Raw genomic sequence first — 20,447 nt, 5'->3', positions numbered from 1 at the left:
CGAACATGATGTAATACGTGTATAACTACTTAGTAGTTTCATAAAATAACAAGAATTACTATTAAATGGTAAATAAAAGTATTTTCTTAATATTTAAATTAGGAATAGCAACTAGTTATATCATTAATATTTCCGTCTCTTGATATTCCAATTTTTACAAGTGGAAAGGCACCTTACCTTTTTACCAAAATTAAATAGTTTATTATTATCAGAAATTAGTAGATATTTTAATCTATTAATAATTATAATAGACTAGGAGATAGTTATATAATTAAGATAGAAAAGGTGTGTTCCTAAGTGGCTCCAAGATTAGTTGCCACCTATGCAGCAGTGCCTACATTTTTGGAGAATATAGCGGATAAGGAAGGTTATTATGAGCAGCGTACAGAATAAAACAGACGTTATCTTAATTGGTGCCGGAATTATGAGCGCAACTTTAGGATCTTTACTAAAAGAATTAGCACCGGAATGGGAAATTAAAGTGTTTGAAAAACTTGCAAATGCAGGGGAAGAAAGCTCGAATGAGTGGAATAACGCGGGTACGGGTCATGCGGCCCTGTGCGAGCTTAACTATACATCCGAAAGGCCAGACGGATCGATCGATATTAGCAAAGCGATAAAGGTGAATGAACAGTTTCAGCTTTCCAGACAGTATTGGACTTATCTAGTTAACAACAATCTGATTCACGATCCGCAAGACTTTATCATGCCAATCCCTCATATGAGTTTAGTTCAAGGGGAAGAAAATGTAGCCTATTTGAAAAAACGATTGGAAGCGCTATCAAATAATCCTCTGTTTCATGGAATGGAATTTTCCGATGATCCTGAAACATTGAAGAATTGGATACCGCTTATCATGGAAGGCCGTACATCGAGTGAACCGATAGCGGCAACCAAGATCGACTCTGGAACGGATGTCAATTTTGGTGCATTAACACGGATGTTGTTTGACCACTTAGCGAGAAACAATGTCGAGATCAACTACAAGCATAGTGTGGAGGACCTCAAACGTACAAACGACGGCTTGTGGGAAGTGAAAGTTCGTGATATCCATGCCGGCAAAACGGAATCCCATACTGCAAAATTCGTTTTTATTGGCGGTGGAGGCGGAAGTCTTCCTTTACTGCAAAAAACCGGCATACCTGAATCAAAGCATATTGGCGGATTCCCGGTAAGCGGATTATTTATGGTATGTAACAATCCGGAAGTGATTGAGCAGCATCATGCAAAAGTATATGGAAAAGCGAAGGTTGGGGCTCCTCCTATGTCTGTTCCGCATCTGGATACAAGATTTATTGACAATAAGAAATCATTGCTGTTTGGACCATTTGCTGGCTTCTCGCCAAAGTTCTTAAAAACAGGTTCAAATTTTGATTTGATCGGTTCTGTAAAACCGAATAATGTTATCACGATGCTGGCTGCAGGTGTAAAAGAGATGGCATTGACCAAATACTTGATCCAGCAAGTCATGTTATCGAATGAAAAGCGCTTGGAAGAATTACGGGAGTTTATTCCGAATGCAAAGCTTGAGGATTGGGATATCATTGTAGCAGGTCAACGTGTGCAAGTGATTAAAGATACTGCTGCTGGTAAGGGAACACTTCAATTTGGTACAGAAGTGGTTAGTGCTTCTGATGGCTCTGTTGCAGCGCTTCTAGGTGCATCCCCAGGTGCATCAACTGCTGTACACGTCATGCTGGAGGTATTAGAAAGATGCTTCCCAGAGCATATGTTTGAATGGAAGGCAAAAATAAAAGAAATGATTCCTTCTTATGGCGTGTCATTGTCGGAAAACCCTGAGTTTTTCAAGGAAATTCATCGATCAACAGCAAAGGCGCTTGGTTTAAGTGAAACAAGCGAAAGAGAAATGGTATATAGCTAACTTTTTAGCAAAAGAAAAGACAATGCCCCTAGAACGTGTTCGCATGAATACTTTCTAGGGGCATTTTTATTTCGGCTAAGACTTTTCTATCTATATCATTTTGAATGAACAGGTAATTTCTCGGGATTCATTGTTATATAGATTTCGTTAATGATGTCCTTTCGGATATCAAAACTAAGGATACTTTGAAGTTTGCCATTCATGTATATGATAATGGCTGGCTGGCAATTAACGCCTTTCACTTCAAAATAAAAGTCCTCAGGGGCTTTTTTTATGACTCCGTATAATAAGGCTAAAACATTTGGAACGGATATAACTGGACGGACAGCAGCATGGACTTTCCCGCCGCCATCAGAGTATAGCTTGACATTTTCAGATAATAGTTCTAATAAGACATCCATGTTTTGTGTTTGAAACGCTTGGATAAAGCGAGTAATCATAGACTTATTCTTTTCGTAGTTTAAGCTTTCCCCTTCTACAAGAGAGATTTTTTGCTTCGCTCTGCTAAAAACCTTTCTGCAATTTTCTTCCTTCTTTTCAATAATGGCAGCAATCTCGGAGTATGGAAAATCGAGTACCTCTCTTAAAAGAAGGACTGCACGTTCATCAGGTGTTAAATGCTCCATCATTCGTAAATAGGCGATACTTAATCCTTCTTTTTGAATAATCAATTCTGATGGATCGAAGGCGTGTAACTTCTCAAGTAATAATGGTTCGGGGTTCCATGGGCCGACATATTGTTCTCTTTTGTATCTTGCAGATTTTAATAAGTCAAGACAGAGGTTGGTCATCATTTTGCAGAGATAGGCCTTTTTATTTTTAATGTCGTCCTCATTTATTTGGTAGGCTTTGAGAAATGTTTCTTGAACAAGATCTTCTGCTTCCGTTATGGAACCTAACATCCGATAACCTAATGAAAATAACAATGGTTTAAATAGCTGGTATTCTTCCGTTGAAATTTGCATAGTTTTTCCTCTCTTCGTTTAAAATGATTTCTTCCGCCGCCTGTTTGCCGCTGCTGACAGCTCCATCTGCTAATATCGAGTGGGGGCAAGCCCAATCTCCTGCTATATATAACCCTAGAATTTCTGTTTTAGAACGTTGCAGCATTAGCTCATCTCCTATTTGTGGTAAGCGTTGATTGACCGTAATGTCAGGGATAAAACGCCTTGAAATAACATATTGCTGCCAGCCTGGCTGCAGTCTATCTAAAAGTTGTTCAAGCTCGTTTTTAACACTACTTCCATCAATATGTTCTTTTGGATGATGATATTTAAATACATGAAGAATAGCATTCTTTGTAAGGTCGGAGAGGCAGGCATAGGTTGAATGAACAGAATAATAGAGGGGTTCTGTGATCCCAAGTGCGAACAATTTCTTTGGATTAGGAAGATGTGACAAAGCAACGTCTAATGTCGCCCCCTTTACAGGTGTTATTTGAGCAAAAAAATCTCTAATTGGAAGGCTCGCTTTTTTCCCTAGCATATGAATAAGTTCCTGTGGACCAGATGTACAAATCACATATTTCCCAAGGATCTCTTCGCCACTCGATAGAACGAACTTAAATGGATCCTCTTGGTGATCACGCTCAATTTGCTTAACAAGCGTCTGTGATTGAACATGAACACCTGAGACAATTGCTTTATTGTGAAGCTGGTCAATGATCGTTTGCCAGCCGCCATCTAGATAAAGTACACCTCCCATTGCATTTTTTAAGTGCAATGCCATTACTTTTGCCCCCATTCTTTCAGGTGCATGACAATAGGTTGCTAGTCTGCCTAGAGTATACAGGAGGGACGCAATGGTTTTAGATTGGGTAATTTGATTAACCCATTGTTGGAAAGTTTGCTTTGCTAACTTTTCAGGATCAACACTCAAGATTTTTAATAAAACGGCAATCCACTCCATCCGTTCTCTTGGATGTAAAAATTTGGTGGTAAATAGTTCGAAAGGAGAAAATGGTGCAGCGTATTCAACATTGTTTTCAATTAATGTCCCGCTTAATTTAGGTGATTTCCCATTAAGATGGACCCCTAAATCTTCGAGAATGTACCTGGCTTTTCCTTTTTTATAAAGGGCATGTGGACCAAGATTGAAATACTGTCCATTCATCTTGTTTGTTCTAGCCCTTCCGCCAACAATTTTTCCTTTTTCTAAAATTAAAATAGATAAATTGGTATTTGTTAAATAATTGGCTGCTACATAGCCTGCTAATCCTCCGCCAACAATGACAATATCCCATGTTTGTTTCATAAGATAACCCCCCACTGAATGTTTTTCATATCTCAAGACGAATATGGCAGAAGAGTTGTGACAGCATTTTATGAATATCTTTTAAAATAACCATTGATTATTTTATTGACACAGTGTATATAACTTCACAAAATAGATACATTTATGTATAATAACATTATCCTAGGTAATCATTTTATAATGAATTTTTTGAAAAATAAGTATATGAATTTCTATAAGAAAGGGAGATTATAATGGGACGTTTATCTGGTAAAGTAGCAATTATTACGGGTGCAGCATTAGGGATGGGAGCAGCTGAGGCGAAGCTTTTTGCAAAAGAAGGAGCGAAGGTTGTTGCGACGGATATTAAAGATGATGTACTGCAGGAAGTGATTAATGAAATTAAAGCTAGTGGCGGTGAAGCTATCGGATTGAAACACAATGTTGTTTCCGAAGAAGAGTGGAAGAACGTTATTCAAACAGCGGTTGATACGTACGGTAAAGTGGATATATTAGTTAATAATGCTGGAATTGCAAGTCCAAAAACAATGACACAAATGGATATGGCTGAGTGGAATAAGGTTATGGATATTAACTTAAACGGTTGTGTCCTTGGCATGAAGTACGTAATTCCAGAAATGCAAAAAGCCGGCGGCGGTTCCTTAATTAATATTTCTTCAATCGGAGGAATTGTTGGAATGGCTGGATCAAGTCCATATACTGCTGCAAAAGGTGCGTTACGCGCATTATCGAAATCAGCTGCTGTAGAATATGGAAAGGATAAGATTAGAGTGAATTCAGTTCACCCTGGAATTATTGAAACACCAATGACAGCTGACACTTTCACTGACGCACTGCCGTTCTATAAAACGTTTACACAACTTCCTTATTTCGGACAACCCGAAGATGTTGCGTACGGTGTATTATTCCTTGCATCGGATGAATCACGCTTTATGACAGGGGCAGAGCTTGTTATTGATGGCGGTTGGACAGCGTTATAATGATCGAATAAGAAAAATCCTCTCAAAAAGCTGAGAGGATTTTTCTTCATAAGAGATTAAGCTCTGCCCTTCATCGGATTCTGAATATATGGTCCTTTAATGGATAGATTCATTAATTGAAAGGCCATTTCTTTTTCTGATAGATGCATCCCTTTCTCTATCCACCAAATGATTACTTCTAAAAAGGCAGATTCCACATATTTAATAATTAATTCTCGATTGGCTGTAAGGTTATGATCGTTAGGTTCTATTTGATTTATTCCATCAGAGACAAACTCATGGATAAATGCCAATAGCCCTGAGGTCAATGAAGGGATACGATTAGTAACGAGTAATGCTCTGTAGAAAGAATAATTTTCACCTATTTGATGAAATAATTGAACAAAACTAGGATGAGGCTGATCTTCTAGGAAATCAAAATTATTTATAAATGATACTTGCTTACTCACCTTTTCATGCAGGTCATGTAAGGTTTCATCTATACAATGATTCATCAAATCGGTTTTATCCTTATAATGAAGATAGAAAGTCGCCCGTTTCACGGTGGCACGCTCTGAAATATCCGCAACAGTTATTTGTTCAAATTCCCTTTCCTCCATTAACTCAATAAAAGCACGCTTCAATAAACTTTGTGTTCGAACCGCGCGAGGATCTTTTCTTTGTGTAGACATGAAATACTTTCCTTTACAAAAAAGTTTTATATAAGATTTCTTATTTAGTTTATCATTTATTATAGTTGGAAAGAAGCGAAACTCTTGTTATAGGAAATTAAAGAATAAACTTGCATCTAAATGGCGAAGCATGAGGGATCGTTGCCTGTAGCTGAAGGAGGAAATTGCCAAAATGACACCTTTACCTATTTAGGCTATAATGATAAAGTTCTAATCACCTTTCAAACAGTGGAAAGGGGTTTTTTATGATTCATTTACATAAGGTTAGTAAAAGTTTTTCACAGTTTCAAGTCATTCAATCGGTATCCTTAACGATCGATAAAGGTGAGATCTATGGGATTATTGGAGCAAGTGGAGCGGGAAAATCGACGTTGCTGCGGTTAATGAATTTATTGGAAATACCTGATGAAGGGGAAGTGGAAGTGAATGGTCAAGATTTGACCAAATTGAACAGCAAAAAACTTCGACAAGCCCGGCAATCGATAGGGATGATTTTTCAACATTTTAATCTAGTAGCAAATAAAACGGTTTACGACAATGTGGCTGTCCCTTTAGAATTGGCAAAAGTGCCAAAAAACCTACGCCATAACCGAGTAGTGGAGTGTCTACAATTTGTTGGATTAGAGACTCTATCGGATAAATATCCTGCAGAGTTGAGCGGGGGACAGAAGCAGCGTGTGGCTATTGCAAGAGCATTAGCGAATCATCCACAAGTTTTATTATGTGATGAGCCTACCTCTTCTCTTGACCCTAATACAACAGCTGAAATATTAGGTGTATTAGAAAATATAAACAAAAGTCTCGGTGTGACGATTGTCATCGTCAGCCATGAGATGGAAGTCATAAAAAGCATATGTACACGCGTAACTGTCATGGCAAATGGTGAAATCCATGAAACAATATCCATTGAACCAGAGGGGATCAAACAATTAAGTAATCATCCAAGTTGGTTTGTTGAACAATTAATGAAGGATGGTGAAAAAAGCCATGCCTGAGATTTTAGTTCAGTATGAAGCCGAGATATGGAAAGCCATTATCGAAACGTTTGTAATGGTGGGTGTCTCTATTGCTGCCGCTGTCCTAATAGGACTCCCAGTAGGGACGCTGCTGTTCTTATGCAGGAAGGGAAAGATACTTGAGAATCCATTCGTTTTTTCAGTTTTAAATTTATTAGTAAATACAATCCGTTCTTTTCCTTTTTTGCTGCTTGTTGTTTTTTTAATCCCGTTTACAAGATTCATTATCGGGACGGCAATTGGTACAGCCGCTGCAACTGTACCATTATCGATTATTGCGATTGCTCATTATTCACGTTTAGTCGAACAATCTTTATTGGACGTACCAAAAGGTGTAATGGAAGCGGCCATTTCAATGGGTGCGTCTGTTAAGGAAATTATTTTTAAATTTCTTTATGTTGAAGCTCGTTCTGGCCTTATTCTTGGGCTAACTACATCCATTATTAGCTTTATTTCTTATTCAACGATCATGGGCGTTGTCGGAGGTGGCGGGATAGGAGATTTTGCCATTCGGTACGGCTACCAGCAATTTAAAACAGATTTAATGATTTATATGATCGTTATTATGGTAATATTAGTACAGCTTATTCAATTTACTGGTACAACCATATCCAGAATGATTGATAAAAGATAAATAGTAAGGAGAAAGAGGAAATGAAAAAATTAGTATTACTTGTCACCATGTTTCTATTTGTTTTGGCTGGTTGCGGTCAAAGTAATGATGAAACAAAAGATAAGAGCAGTGAAAAAACTGCACCCAAAAAAGAAGAAGTAACATTAAAAGTAGCTTCATTAATTCCGCCAATGACGGAAATCCTTGATCTTGTTAAGCCTAAACTAGCTAAAGAAGGCATTCATTTAGAAATGGTTGTATTAGGTGATAATGTACAGCCTAATACGGCACTAGCAGCAAAAGAAGTAGATGCAAACTTCTTCCAGCATGTTCCGTATATGGAGGAATTCAATAGAAACAATGATGCAGAGCTCGTTCCAATTGTTCCTATTTATTTTGCTAATTATGGGGTATATGCAAAAGAATACAAGTCGATGGATGAACTGCCTGAGGGTTCTGTTATTGCCATTGCGAATGATGTTTCCAATATTGATCGCTCTTTATCTTTGCTGGCTCAGCATGGGGTTATTACTTTAAAAGAAAAAACAGGACCATATTATACACAAGCAGATATTACTGAGAATCCTAAGAATTATAAATTCGAAGAAGTAGATTTGCTAATGCTGGCGAGAATGTATGATGACGCAGATGCAGTTGTTATGACGCCTGCTTATGCTGCACCGCTTGGATTAACACCTAAAAGCGATGCACTTCTAACAGAAGGAGTAGAGAATGATTTTGCTATTACTCTTGTCGCACGAAAAGATAATGCGGACTCCGAGCCAATTCAGAAGCTCGCTGAAGCAATGACAAGTCCAGAGGTACGCGAATTCTTAGAAAAAAATTATGATGAAACAGCTATTCCAGCGTTTTAATTAAGAGACGAAAGAGACCATTCAAGTTGTTGTACAACGGGGAATGGTCTTTTTTTATATGAAATCATTGCTCCGAAACCTTAAGAATATCTTAAGGTTTCTATTAAACTTTTCTTATGTTTTTGTATGTATAGTAAAACGCAGAGAAGTTTTCTTGAGACTTTTTGAGGAGGCTAATGATGACAGAAAAAAAGGTGTTTATTCTCTTAACAAATACGGGTTCAGTTTTAACAAGGCTAATAAAGCTATATACCAAAAAGCCATATAATCATGCATCCATTGCCTTTGGCCCTGATTTATCAGAGGTTTATAGCTTTGGGAGAAAAACGGCGCGGAATCCATTTATCGGAGGATTTGTAAAAGAAGATGTGACAGCGGGTCTATTTAAACAAGCGGACTGTGCCATCTATTCATTTACTGTAACGGATATTCAATTTCAAAGAATGAATCACTATTTACAAAAATTTAAAACACAAAAACACCTTTATCGCTATAATTTTATAGGTCTATTTGGTGTGATGTTTAATAAACCAATAACAAGAACAAAAGCTTTCTTCTGTTCACAATTTGTTGCATCTGTACTAGAGGAATGCAATATCCATCATTTTGAGAAGCCGCTATCACTAATAACCCCACCTGACTTACAAGCAGTTGATACATTTCGATTAGTATACGAAGGGAAGCTGAAGAATTACCATAATCAATACAAAACGAATAAGATTTGTATTCAATGGCCTTGTATTCCTGTTTAAATGATATGCCGTTCAAGCGGAATTTTAGAGCAGTGTAGTGCTATCAATATGTTTCGGCTTTTGTATAATCGTGCGTACTTCCCTTCGTTGGCCTTTAATATTTTCAGGTTAGTAGGGTTTAGAGAAAGTACATTTGAAAATTAAAAGAACCTTATGTCTTTCTTAAAAAAAACTTTAAAATCCTCAAATATACTCGGGACATAGGTTTAAGTAATCGTTGATCATGCTTAAACCTTAGTGAATTCTTCAAAATGGAGGGAATAGTAATGAGTAAAAACAAAGCCGGAAAAGGGTCATTCAAAAATATGAAAAGGGGCATGCTAACTGCGGCGGCAGTACTTGTAATAGGTACTTCTACTACTGTTGCTGCTGCCCAGAATACGGATTATTTTAAGATGTTTTTTAGTGTGAAAGAGATGAGCAATAAAACAATAGATCAAGTAACTATTGTATCAGGGATTAAAATGAAGGTAGAAGAAAGTATGAGTGGAGGAAAAAGTGCGATTATCATTGCCTCCTTTGAGAAAGCAGACGGGTCTATATTTCCTAAAGACGCAGCGATTCCTACTTTAGAATTAGATGTAAAAAATGGAGCAAGTTACATGGTTGATCAGCGAGTAACAGAAGATGGAAGGAAGCTTATTGCCATGTTTGACGTAGATGCATCAAGCAGCTTAAATGGTGAAAAAGTGACTGTAAGGGCAGATGCAATTACGAATGGGGAAACGGATGAGATCGTTGCAGAGGGGCCATTTAAACATACGTTTATAGTACAAGATCATTCCAATCGAATGGATATTGATTTAACCATTAAACAGCAAAACGAGGCAGCGGTGTTAAAAACGGTATATGTTTCACCGATTGGAATTGGCGTTGAGGGGAAACGTGTAGACGGAAAAACGGACTTCCTGCCTGAACACGCCCCGATTGTTAAGGTAATAGCGAAAGATAATGCAATCATTGAATTAAATACAAGCTCAACAAGCACTACTGACATTGGCTTCAAATGGCAATACAGTTTGGATCAAGATGGAAATCGCGTCTTTTTAGAAAAATCAAAGATTAAAGCGATTATGATCAATGACCAAATGATAAGTGTGAATGAATAAAAACAAAATACTAAGAAACGTATATTCGATTTTGAGTATACGTTTTTTTCATTAAGAAATCATTTTTCTTTTCTTTAAAAAAACTTTAGATTTACCCAATATACTGAAGCTATTAAATTGAAGCTAGGAGGAAAATTTTATGGAAAAATCAATCATGTTTACAATTGATTCATCGTATATCGTAGTTCCAGTATTTCTCATTTTTTTACTATATATTGTTTTTGCGTTTTTAAGATATAAGTTCAGTTTAGGGCAAACGGTCCTATTAACTTCTTATGCCATTTACTTCTTATGCATGATTCATTTAGTATTTTTCCCAATTGAAGTAAACATCGGAAAATATGCAAACTTGACTCCATGGTATAAGTCGATTAATTTCATTCCAATATTAACAATTGATATCGAAACCTTTCTTTTAAATATTATCATGATGCTGCCTTTGGGCATGTATTTGCCATTACTGAATAGAAAGTATCATTCATTTAAAAAAGCAGCTTATATGGGGTTTTTAGTCAGTTTATCTTTTGAGATCATTCAATTGATTATAAGGGTCATTCTTGGGAATGGGAGAAGTACAGACATCAACGACTTAATTGCCAATACATTAGGTGCTGTGGTAGGGTTTTTACTAATCAAAAAACTCTCACATGTCACGATCATTAGCCGCATTCTTCATAAAGTAAGCTTAGAAAAAGGAATGTAAGGACGCACATGTTTTTAAGGAGGCAATTTTATTGAGTAATACAATCTTAATTGTTGATGATGATAAAGAAATTGCAAAGCTTGTTGAAGTATACCTAAGAAATGAGGGGTTTCAGATCCTTCAAGCACAGGATGGAATTGAAGCATTAAAGGTACTTTCATTGAACCCAGTGGATTTAATTGTTTTAGATGTCATGATGCCTAACATGGATGGGCTGGAATTATGTAAGCAGATAAGGATCGATAATCAGGTGCCCATCCTCATGCTAAGTGCCAAAGTACAGGATATGGATAAAATTATGGGTTTAATGACAGGTGCCGATGATTATATGAGTAAGCCTTTTAATCCGTTAGAATTGACGGCTAGAGTAAAAGCATTATTGCGGAGAGCCAATTACAATCCCGCTAAAAATACGGAAGCTATTCAAATTAATACATTAGAAATTGATAAGCAAAGTCATCAGGTGACCGCAGGCGGAAAGGAAATTAAATTAACATCCATTGAATTCGATATTTTATATTTATTAGCTAAAAATCAAGGAAGGGTATTCAGCTCGGAGGAGATTTTTGAAAGGGTCTGGGGGGAAGAAAATATCGGTTCAAATAAAACCGTAATGGTTCATATTAAAAATATCCGCGATAAAATAGAAGCGGCGATACCAGGAGAATCAGTTATTCAAACCGTCTGGGGAGTGGGGTATAAAATTGAAAAAAGTCATCCTGTTTATTCCTAAATGGAAATTTCCTTTATATATTCTCCTTTCAGCCATTTTAACTAGTTTTACGGCCGTTTCGTTCCTTCCGACAATCAGGTATTTAGATACGCAGTCCTCACGAATATCAGATTTAATTGAACTTGTTGGCTCTTTCGGTTTAGCACCGATAATAATCATTTTTAGTTTGATTTTTATTTTCTATTTATTTCTTTTTTTCCTATATGAAAGAAATAGATATCATGAGCATCTATTTAATAAAATGATCGAAGAAGTCCAGCATATTTCAGAAGGTCATTTTGATCAAAAGGTAACCTTTGAGAACGAACAGCGTATAGGTGAATTAGGTAGTGCAATTAACAATATTATTCTTCAAGCAGAAAAGGCAATAGAGGATCAAAAAAAATCTGCACAAATAAAAAACGACTTGGTTACGAATGTGGCCCATGATTTGCGGTCGCCGCTAACTTCCATTGTTGGTTATTTGGACCTAATAAATGGTGATCAATATAAAGATGAGGTGGAATTGCGCCATTACATTCAAATTGTTCATAACAAGGTAGAGAGTCTTCATCATCTAATTAATGATTTATTTGAATATACGTTCGTTCAAAACAGAGAAGCTCTTTTGAATGAAGTACCAATTAATATCGAAGAAATGTTAAATCAGCTGATCGTTCAGTATCAATACCAGGTTCAAAATGCAGGAATGGAAATGAGACTATTCCTCTCTGCTAGAGAGAATCCTGTAATCTTGGGAGATGGAAACAAATTAGCAAGAGTATTTGAAAACCTTTTGCAAAATGCGCTTCGGTATGGCAAAGACGGAAAGTATATTGATATAAAGTTGATTGAATCGGATGAAGTGATTGAGATTGACATAACGAATTATGGTCAAGCTATTCCAGATGTCGATATCCCGCATATATTTGAAAGGTTTTACAGAGTAGAAAAATCTCGATCAGAATTTACAGGGGGTTCGGGTTTAGGTCTGGCTATTGTAAAAAGTATTGTAGAATTACATGGTGGGCAAATTGGAGTGAAGAGTTCAGCAGGGAGAACATCGTTTACTGTGAAGCTTTGGAAAAATTATAAAACGTGATATAGGCGAAACATGATAAAATTTGACTGCAAAGCCCTACTTTCTATTGAAAAGTAGGGCTTCGTTGGCATTGTTGAAGTTGTTAAAAAAGGGACATTCCACGAAGGTTGTGGGAAAAGAATCCTGTCCCCCTTTATAGTGCCCGCAGTACAGCGCGTACTGGGCTGGCGTCTGCACCTACAATAGAGAGCGGTAGGGCGATGAGTTCGTAATCGCCTGGTTTGATCGTTGTTAGGACGATATTCTCCAATATATAGATCCCGTTCTGATTTAACGAGTGGTGTGCGGTTAATGATTTACTGTCAACTGGATCCACAGAGGGGCTATCCGTACCAAGCAAGCGAATTCCTTTTTCTTTGAGGAACGTGCCGATATTTTCCCGCAAGACTGTAAATCTTTCAGGGAAATGTTTTACATCCCTAGCTGCACTTGTTTTTAGTAAGAGCCGTTCTACGCCTTCTAAGTCATATTGATCCAGCTCCTCTTTCCCGATTATTGCATGGCCAGTAACATCGATGATCCGCGCTTTTCCAACATATAAATTTATGTCTAGTTCATGCACTTTCTTGCCGTGCTCATCGAAATGATAGGGTGCATCGATATGTGTCCCTGTATGAACACCTGTATGGATTTGCCCAATATTTACGGATCCAGTTTGCTCCTTTGTCACACTTATTTTGAATGTAAATGGAAGATCTCCTGGCCAAACGGCTATGTCATTTGTTAAAGGCTGTGTAATGTCAATCCATTTTCCTTCTTTCACAAAAAGCACCACCTATGAGTTAATATATTGCAGATTGAGGAACTGTACACACGTCTTATGATTCAGATAAGGCCGAGCGTATTTAAAAATACAATAATGATGGTAATGGGGGCTACAACTATCATCAGAAAGCGCCAAGCAGGATATAGCCTTGGTGCTGCAGTGCTGTTTAATTCGAATTCATTTTTAACGAGTGATTTATCCGCTCGATAGATGATGAAAAATGATATCAGCAGACTGCCGAAAGGAAGCATGATATTGCTGACAAGGAAATCTGTTGCATCAAAGATGGTTTTTCCAAAAATCATAAAGTCGCTTAGGCTGCTAGAAGATAAGGCAGCTGGAATGGCTGCTAGGAAGATGATGAGTCCAGAAATCCATGTCACCTTGCTTCTTGACCTTTTTGCATTGGCCGTAAACGCAGACACAATGATCTCATACAAGCTAAAGGATGATGTCAACGTAGCAAATAAGAATAGCAGCAGGAACAGGCATAAGAATACTTCACCAAATGGCAGCTGTGAAAAAACAGCTGGCAATACGATAAACAGCAAGCCAGGACCTTCTGCAGGCTCATATCCAAAAGCAAATACGACTGGGAAGATGGCAAGTCCAGCCAATAACGAAACAAATATATTCATGCCAACAACTGCACTAGCAGAAGACGTTAAGCTTACATCTTTTTTTAGATAAGAGCTGTAGGTAACCATACAGGAAAATCCAACTGCTAGTGAGAAAAATGATTGTCCTAACGCATATAAAATGGATTTGCCTGTTATTTTCGAGAAGTCAGGCGCCAGGAAGAACTTGACTCCTTCCAATGCACCATCAAGTGTCAATGCACGCACAACTAGAATAATAAAAAAGATAAATAATAGCGGCATCATATATTTATTAGCTTTTTCAATGCCATTTGAGACACCAAGCGAAATGACAAGAATGTTTATTAATGAAAAAATCAGCAAGCCTAAAATCGTAATCCAGGGTGTCCCAATAATTGAGCCAAATAAATCAGGATAGCTTGCTCCTTCTGCAATAATCTTTCCAGAGATAGAAAGTCCACTATACACAAGAACCCATCCGCCAACGACACTGTAAAAGGATAGGAGCAAAAAGCATCCGAGAACGCCGATTCGGCCAACTCCTACCCATAGGCTGTTTGGAGCTAATTTTTTATAGGCGCTGATCGCCTCTTTCCCTGATCCCCTGCCAATAATAAATTCAGAAATGAGCAGAGGCAAGCCGATCAGTAAAGTAAATGCCACAAATATGAGGAAGAATGCCCCCCCACCACTCATTCCGGTTACATAAGGAAATTTCCATATAGCACCGAGACCTATAGCTGCTCCAGCAGACGCCAAGATAAATCCAATCTTGGATGTCCATTGATCTTTAACATCCATTTCACGCCCCCCTTTTCTTACTTTTCTAAATCCATTATTGGAAATATCGCCGGTCCATCTCCGGACCGGCGATAGAAAATAAGTTTATCATAGAATCATGTAACCGATTAGAAAAACTGTACGATTGGAAGCTTCGCTCTAAAGTTCAGTGCGTAAATCCCAGAGTTCAGGGAAGAATCGGTGATCGAGCACCTGCTTTAAATAATTAACCCCTGAAGAACCTCCAGTTCCTACTTTGAACCCAATAATTCGTTCTACCGTCTTCATATGGCGGAAACGCCATTGCTGGAGCCAATCTTCAATATCTACGAGCTTTTCAGCCAATTCATATAGGTCCCAGTATTGATCGACATTGCGGTAAACCTCCCGCCAGGCTGCTGCTACACTTGGGTCCCCTGCATATACTTTTGAGAAGTCCCGATCAAGCAGATCTGGGTTAATGTCGAAGCCTGCACGGGCTAATGCTTTAATCGAGACATCATAAATGCTCGGTGCTTGAAAGGCAGTTTGAAGAGCTGCATGGATAACTGGGTCCTTCTCATAGATTTTTAGAATGTGAGTGGACTTATAGCCTAGAGCAAATTCGATCATTCTGTATTGGAAAGATTGGAAGCCAGAAGCCTTTCCAAGTGTGTCGCGGAATTGCAAATACTCAGCAGGTGTCAATGTTGATAGAACATCCCATGCTTGAATGATTTGCGTTTGGGTTTTAGAGACCCGCGCAAGCTTTTTGAATGCAGAGTGCAGTTCATCCTGTTCAATTTCCTTTATAGCTGAGGAAAGCTCGTGCAAAATCAGCTTCATCCAAAGCTCGCTTACCTGGTGGATAATGATAAACAGCATTTCATCATGATGGTTTGACAGTCGATTTTGACTTGTAAGAACTTTATCGAGATTTAAATATTCCCCATAAGTCATAGTCTCTTTAAAATCCGTATAAATTCCTTTTTCTTTTTCCAGATTTTTATAAAGGTCTGAAATGGATTTTGACATGGTATTCTCCCCCTTAGAGTTAGCTGTCCTGTATCTGCCTTTTAGATATTCTTTGCCGAGGAATCCGCTAGAGAAAGCGCTCTCTTTTTAAGCGACAACATCACGCTTATTTTCAAATTTTTTATACTGTTCTTCTTTCATGATCTTTTTCAAAATCTGCACAACTTCCCAAACTTCTTCAAACGTATTATATAAGGCAACTGGAGCAAGCCGAATCCCGTTTGGTGTGCGGAAGTCAGGAATAACTCCGTTTTCTTTTAACGCTTTACAGATTCTGGCTGCCTCTTCATGCTCAAGAAATACATGACCGCCCCTCTGTACTGAATCAAGCGGATTTCCAATCTTAAATCCAAAATCGCCTAATTCTAAGTTAATCAGGTCAATCATATAATCCGTTAACTTTAAGGACTTTTTGCGAATTCTATCTATTCCAGCCTCTGCGAACATAGATAGAGAGCCTAGAAGCGGTGCTGCACTCAGTAAATTTGGCGTGCCCATTTGCATCGCTCCTGCATTTGGTGCAGGCGTTAAGTCATGCTCCATGTCAAACTGCTTGTTTTTATCTGAACTGAACCAGCCAGCAAGCCCAGGGCTTGCACTAAAATGTTTCTCATTTACATACATGCCTGCTACTGCTCCTGGTCCGCCGTTTAAATGCTTGTAAGAGCACCAAAAGGCATAATCAACTCCCCAATCACTTAAAGAATGCGGAATGGCTCCAATTGAATGGCATAAATCAAACGCAACCAAAATGCCCCTTTTATGTGCCTCCTCCGTGATCCGCTTCATATCTAGTATCTGGCCACTCCGGTACAGAACACCTGCTAGGACAATGAGTGCTACGTCATCCGTCATGGCTTCGATAATATCCTCTTGGTCAAGCGTTAATCCATCTCTGCTTTTCACTTGAACTAAATGTTCTTCTGGATGGAGTCCACGAATTTTTAACTGGCTTTTAAGCGCGTAAATGTCAGTTGGGAAATTTAACTCATCCGCAAGAATTTTTGTTCTCTTTCCTTCTGGTTTATAGAAGGTGGAGACAATTTGATGTAAATTAACCGTCGTGGAACCAGTTACAATTACTTCTGAAGGCTTTGCGCCGATTAGTGGAGCTGTCATCTTGCCAAGTTTTTCAGGGAAATAGAACCAAGGATTCTCTCCTTTAAGCCAGCCATCAATGCCATAGGTCTTCCACGATTCAATGACGGTATGGAGTGCTTGCTCTGCTCTCTTTGAAAGGAGTCCAAGGGAGTTCCCGTCAAAGTAAATGGTTCCTGGCTGCAGGTAAAATTCTTTACGATACGATCTCAGTTCGTCATCTGAATCAAGTGTCTGGGCAAAGGTCTTATTTAATAAATCCTTTTTACTCATCTGTCGCAACTCCCTCTATTATGTGAATTTTCTTTATAAAATGTGTGTGAATTGTTTAATTGATATTATGTCAATGATATAATATCAATTAATACATTGTAAAGAAAATACTTAAAATTTTGAATATATGATAAATGCGAAGAATAGAGGTGAAATTAGTGAGCAAAGAGGACGTTTTATCCAAGAGACAGCTGAAGGCATTGCAAACCCGGTTAAATTTATTACATGCAGGTAAAGTGATTTTTCTAAAAGAAGGTTTTCAAAAAGCAACAATGACTGAGATTAATAAAAGAGCTAAGACTGGCTATGGCACTGCCTATGTATATTTTAAAAATAAAGACGAGCTCTTTGCTGAGCTAATGGACAATATAGTTGAGAAAATGTATGGTGTTGCAAGCCTTCCCTTTGAACCGAAAACAAATGAAGAGGCGTATACACAAATAAAGACACAGGTTAGATTGTTCATCCAGGCTGCCTTAGATGAACAAGAAATGATGAAGGTTATAAAAGAGGCAATTGGTGTTTCTGACATTGTAGCGGGGAAATGGAGCCAAATCCGTGCCCGGTTTATCGCAGGTATTTCAAAGGATATTACATACGTTCAGGAAGCAGGAATGGCCAACAAGGATATCGAAGCTTCTTTAATTGCTAGAGGCTGGTATTATATGAATGAGCAGCTGATGTGGGATATTGTGCTTGGGGAGGTTGTGGAAGATCTGAATAAAGTAGCTGAAAATCTTGCATTACTCTATACAAGAGGCCTCTACAAAGCTAGGTAATCTATAAGAGTTTAAAAGAGCCTTATCAGGACATCCTGATAGGGCTCTATTCCTTTAATCCTATTATTTTCTACCAGCCGTCCAATTCATCCCCCATTTATACGCACGATCCATTTGCTTATGTCCATCATAGTATTCTACGAGCCTTTTAACATTAAAGGTTTTGTTTTGGACATTTTCAATCATGGCGATGGCACACATAATTTTGCCATTTCGGTGTTCATCCATTTGGACAACAATGTCTTGGCCATTTTGATATTTAAGGGTTACGACGCCATCAACTTGACTCCAGTTGGCAGCCCCCTCATAGATAAAAGCGTATACGAGGATTCTTTTGATTTCGGATAATTGATTGCCATTAATTCGAATGTTTTCTCCACCGACGGATGCGCCTGTTCGATCATCATGATCCAACTGGATGTAAGGGGCATATTGTAAGTTGCCGAATGCATTTCCTAAGGCTTGTACACAACCTTTTTCTCCATTATGTAATTCATAAAGACAGCCTAAATCTAGATCAGCTTGTTTAGAGCCGCCGCCAAAAAGGGTCGAAAAAAATCCGCCGGATGCCTGAGGTTTCTGGTTCCAATTCAAGTTTACTAGAATTTCACCAAATAAGGCATTCGTATCTTTTGATAAGTTAATGGACTCGCCTTTTTTTGTTAACTGAATCATTTTACCACTCCTTATTCAAATTTTTCATTGACAGGGTACATACACAATTGTTCCTAAGTAAGACTTTCAGTAGGTATATTTGATGCAAAGGACGTGGTGTTCTTAGTTACGGGGTGTAAGAAAATTGCAGTTACCACCATCTTACAAAAAATCAGAAAAAATAGATACCCTTCGTGAGAAAACTTCTCTAGTTAGGATGTATCAGTCAGTTTATTTATATTTAATTGGCGGTTGTGCTGGGGAAAAAAGATTGTGAAAACAAAATGTAATCGAGCGTTTTATATAAAGTGAACCTCTGAAAAGCAGAAAGGAAACAACAAGTGACACAGGAATGCTTAAAGCGACTGGAAGATCAATGCCCAGTCCAATACTCATTTTTATTTGTTCGAAACCAATTGTTCGTAATATCCCGGCCAGTAAGGAGATTAGTGCACTTAAGATCAGTCCCAGGTAAAGGACAGACAGGACAGGGATTGTTAACGACAATAAGAAGGAAAAGATTAGTTTTTTTATTTTCATCGATCTTCACTCCTTATAATCTGTTGCACTTTAGCATTTGGAGAGATGGTACAGCTTTCTGAATAAGTAAGCGTTTCAATATGGCACTGGCTGCCAACATGCACAACATCCCCCTCAACGAATTTTGCATCTGTATAGGCAAGCTGCAATTGTTTTCCTTTAATTAGATGACAAACTAGTTTTTTCTTAAATGAAATAGACCTTCTATCCTTTTCTATAAGTGCTTCATCCACAATTAATCGGTTGATCCTGCTCTCTCCAGATAATTTTAGCTGAAAGTGTTTTGTGTGAATTTCTTTTGCGGCAATGATCCCAATAGACTCAAAATGTTCTGAATGAAGTGTTTGCTCAATGGTAAGTTTTCCTGAACTGTGGAGCTTCTTTGCACGAACATTCTTCATTTTTAAATTTCCTGCATTGATGATCTCTTTTATCTCGCAATTGCCCTTTATGGTACATGAGCCAGAGCTTTTTAACAGTTCCGCCGCAACACGTGAATGAAAGGTACTAAAGCCATGAGTGGAGATCTCTTTGAGGTGAATTTCTTGGTGTATCGAAACAGAACCACGTATGTTCAATCGTTCGCAGTCTTTAGCTATTTCCTTGTTATGGCCGCTTGTCAGTGTGATGCTTTGGGGGTTTTTTGCCCGTTCATTTTTCATCCTTTACACCGTCCTGTTTTAATTAATATATATTTTAATAATTAAAATATATATTAATTAAAGTATAATGATGAATGATTTGTCAAGAATGAATCCAATTTTTTATCTATTCCATCTGCTGTATGGGGAAAAGCGTTCAACATAATTGGACAATAAAAAAAGGACTTCAATATAAATGAAATCCTTAAAAAATTGCACTCATTAATGTATTGACTTCTTTTAATATTTTTTCCATTTCTGATAGTTTCTCTGATGGGAATTTTAAAAAGATGGCACGAACTTTCTCTTCCCCCATCCTAGTAAGGACCATTTTTACAACCCTGCGATCTTCACTTTCTCTTACACGGTGAACCAAATTTAACTTTTCCAGTTTATCGCACATAGATGTAACAGCCCCAGGGGTAACATTGAAAAAATCAGCAATTTCTGTTGCTTTCATTCCGCTATTGATCTTTAGTTGGAGCAGAAGGATAAGCTGGTTCTGGGAAAGGGACTCCCCTTCTGATAATAAATGAACAAACATTTTAGATTTTTGCTGTATTTCAATCATTTCCCTCATTATGACTTCTACATTGTGCATCTGTTCCTTTTTCGCCATTATTGTCTCACAGCCT

The 20,447-nt window shown here is 37.9% G+C and carries 21 protein-coding genes and 1 pseudogene; 11 read left to right on the top strand and 11 right to left on the bottom strand.

Annotated elements, in window-relative coordinates; translation table 11 throughout:
- Positions 1–373 precede the first annotated feature (373 nt).
- The gene (locus RUH74_RS09260) at positions 374–1,882 is read left to right on the top strand and encodes a malate:quinone oxidoreductase (protein WP_313800014.1); all 1,509 of its coding nucleotides are present in this window, start codon (positions 374–376) and stop codon (positions 1,880–1,882) included.
- A 95-nt stretch (positions 1,883–1,977) separates the two neighbouring features.
- Here RUH74_RS09260 and RUH74_RS09255 read toward each other — a convergent pair whose 3' ends face one another.
- Both RUH74_RS09255 and RUH74_RS09250 read right to left on the bottom strand, forming a co-directional pair.
- Positions 1,978–2,847: an RNA polymerase sigma-70 factor gene (locus RUH74_RS09255; protein WP_313800012.1), complete on the bottom strand. Its 870-nt coding sequence runs from the start codon at positions 2,845–2,847 to the stop codon at positions 1,978–1,980.
- Positions 2,813–4,135, bottom strand: a complete 1,323-nt coding sequence (locus tag RUH74_RS09250) for a phytoene desaturase family protein (RefSeq protein WP_313800011.1) — start codon at positions 4,133–4,135, stop codon at positions 2,813–2,815. The genes RUH74_RS09255 and RUH74_RS09250 overlap by 35 nt, the downstream gene beginning before the upstream one ends.
- A 233-nt stretch (positions 4,136–4,368) precedes the next feature.
- Here RUH74_RS09250 and RUH74_RS09245 point away from each other — a divergent pair, with 233 nt between their 5' ends.
- Positions 4,369–5,115 carry an SDR family NAD(P)-dependent oxidoreductase gene (locus RUH74_RS09245; RefSeq protein ID WP_313800010.1) on the top strand — a complete coding sequence of 249 codons (747 nt, stop codon included), beginning with the start codon at positions 4,369–4,371 and terminating at the stop codon, positions 5,113–5,115.
- 56 nt (positions 5,116–5,171) lie between these two features.
- Here the strand turns inward: RUH74_RS09245 and RUH74_RS09240 are convergent, their stop codons facing one another.
- Entirely contained in the window at positions 5,172–5,786 is a 615-nt protein-coding gene (locus tag RUH74_RS09240; RefSeq protein ID WP_313800009.1) for a TetR/AcrR family transcriptional regulator, read from the bottom strand.
- A gap of 245 nt (positions 5,787–6,031) precedes the next feature.
- Between RUH74_RS09240 and RUH74_RS09235 the strand changes: the two genes are divergently transcribed.
- The 8 genes from RUH74_RS09235 to RUH74_RS09200 all read left to right on the top strand — a co-directional run bounded on the left by RUH74_RS09235 (position 6,032) and on the right by RUH74_RS09200 (position 12,668).
- Positions 6,032–6,781, top strand: a complete 750-nt coding sequence (locus tag RUH74_RS09235; protein WP_313800008.1) for a methionine ABC transporter ATP-binding protein — start codon at positions 6,032–6,034, stop codon at positions 6,779–6,781.
- Entirely contained in the window at positions 6,774–7,436 is a 663-nt protein-coding gene (locus RUH74_RS09230) for a methionine ABC transporter permease (protein ID WP_313800007.1), read from the top strand. The genes RUH74_RS09235 and RUH74_RS09230 overlap by 8 nt, the downstream gene beginning before the upstream one ends.
- Before the next feature lie 20 nt (positions 7,437–7,456).
- The gene (locus RUH74_RS09225; RefSeq protein ID WP_313800006.1) at positions 7,457–8,290 is read left to right on the top strand and encodes a MetQ/NlpA family ABC transporter substrate-binding protein; all 834 of its coding nucleotides are present in this window, start codon (positions 7,457–7,459) and stop codon (positions 8,288–8,290) included.
- A gap of 179 nt (positions 8,291–8,469) precedes the next feature.
- Complete coding sequence (locus RUH74_RS09220) at positions 8,470–9,042, top strand: hypothetical protein (protein WP_313800005.1); 573 nt, start codon at positions 8,470–8,472, stop codon at positions 9,040–9,042.
- A gap of 266 nt (positions 9,043–9,308) precedes the next feature.
- Positions 9,309–10,151 carry a hypothetical protein gene (locus tag RUH74_RS09215; RefSeq protein ID WP_313800004.1) on the top strand — a complete coding sequence of 281 codons (843 nt, stop codon included), beginning with the start codon at positions 9,309–9,311 and terminating at the stop codon, positions 10,149–10,151.
- A gap of 139 nt (positions 10,152–10,290) precedes the next feature.
- Positions 10,291–10,854, top strand: coding sequence for a VanZ family protein (locus RUH74_RS09210; protein ID WP_313800003.1), 564 nt, complete (start codon positions 10,291–10,293; stop codon positions 10,852–10,854).
- A 31-nt stretch (positions 10,855–10,885) separates the two neighbouring features.
- On the top strand, positions 10,886–11,587 hold the full coding sequence (locus RUH74_RS09205; RefSeq protein WP_313800002.1) for a response regulator transcription factor: 702 nt from the start codon (positions 10,886–10,888) through the stop codon (positions 11,585–11,587).
- Positions 11,553–12,668: a sensor histidine kinase gene (locus tag RUH74_RS09200; protein ID WP_483863902.1), complete on the top strand. Its 1,116-nt coding sequence runs from the start codon at positions 11,553–11,555 to the stop codon at positions 12,666–12,668. The genes RUH74_RS09205 and RUH74_RS09200 overlap by 35 nt, the downstream gene beginning before the upstream one ends.
- A gap of 133 nt (positions 12,669–12,801) precedes the next feature.
- Here RUH74_RS09200 and kynB read toward each other — a convergent pair whose 3' ends face one another.
- From kynB to kynU, 4 genes are all read right to left on the bottom strand, one after another.
- Positions 12,802–13,431 (bottom strand): arylformamidase, encoded by a 630-nt coding sequence (gene kynB / locus RUH74_RS09195; protein ID WP_313800000.1) that lies wholly within the window; start codon positions 13,429–13,431, stop codon positions 12,802–12,804.
- A 62-nt stretch (positions 13,432–13,493) separates the two neighbouring features.
- The gene (locus RUH74_RS09190) at positions 13,494–14,834 is read right to left on the bottom strand and encodes a sodium-dependent transporter (RefSeq protein WP_313799999.1); all 1,341 of its coding nucleotides are present in this window, start codon (positions 14,832–14,834) and stop codon (positions 13,494–13,496) included.
- Positions 14,835–14,972: 138 nt separating this feature from the next.
- Complete coding sequence (kynA, locus tag RUH74_RS09185; protein ID WP_313799998.1) at positions 14,973–15,827, bottom strand: tryptophan 2,3-dioxygenase; 855 nt, start codon at positions 15,825–15,827, stop codon at positions 14,973–14,975.
- Between the two features lie 87 nt (positions 15,828–15,914).
- A complete protein-coding gene (gene kynU, locus RUH74_RS09180; protein WP_313799997.1) occupies positions 15,915–17,198 on the bottom strand; it encodes a kynureninase in 1,284 nt (427 codons plus the stop codon).
- A gap of 158 nt (positions 17,199–17,356) precedes the next feature.
- Here kynU and RUH74_RS09175 point away from each other — a divergent pair, with 158 nt between their 5' ends.
- The gene (locus RUH74_RS09175) at positions 17,357–17,977 is read left to right on the top strand and encodes a TetR/AcrR family transcriptional regulator (RefSeq protein WP_313799996.1); all 621 of its coding nucleotides are present in this window, start codon (positions 17,357–17,359) and stop codon (positions 17,975–17,977) included.
- Positions 17,978–18,040: 63 nt separating this feature from the next.
- On the opposite strand, the pseudogene RUH74_RS09170 reads toward RUH74_RS09175, so the two are convergent.
- From RUH74_RS09170 to RUH74_RS09155, 4 genes and pseudogenes are all read right to left on the bottom strand, one after another.
- Positions 18,041–18,655, bottom strand: a pseudogene (locus RUH74_RS09170) (TerD family protein); the annotation flags it as partial.
- A 207-nt stretch (positions 18,656–18,862) separates the two neighbouring features.
- A complete protein-coding gene (locus RUH74_RS09165) occupies positions 18,863–19,171 on the bottom strand; it encodes a hypothetical protein (RefSeq protein ID WP_313799995.1) in 309 nt (102 codons plus the stop codon).
- Positions 19,168–19,833: a hypothetical protein gene (locus RUH74_RS09160; RefSeq protein ID WP_313799994.1), complete on the bottom strand. Its 666-nt coding sequence runs from the start codon at positions 19,831–19,833 to the stop codon at positions 19,168–19,170. The genes RUH74_RS09165 and RUH74_RS09160 overlap by 4 nt, the downstream gene beginning before the upstream one ends.
- Before the next feature lie 184 nt (positions 19,834–20,017).
- Positions 20,018–20,431 (bottom strand): MarR family winged helix-turn-helix transcriptional regulator, encoded by a 414-nt coding sequence (locus RUH74_RS09155; RefSeq protein ID WP_313799993.1) that lies wholly within the window; start codon positions 20,429–20,431, stop codon positions 20,018–20,020.
- Positions 20,432–20,447: the final 16 nt, after the last annotated feature.

This window comes from Cytobacillus sp., from assembly GCF_032154635.1.
Lineage (GTDB): Bacteria > Bacillota > Bacilli > Bacillales > Cytobacillaceae > Cytobacillus.
This window is presented reverse-complemented; position numbering and strand designations above follow the sequence as displayed.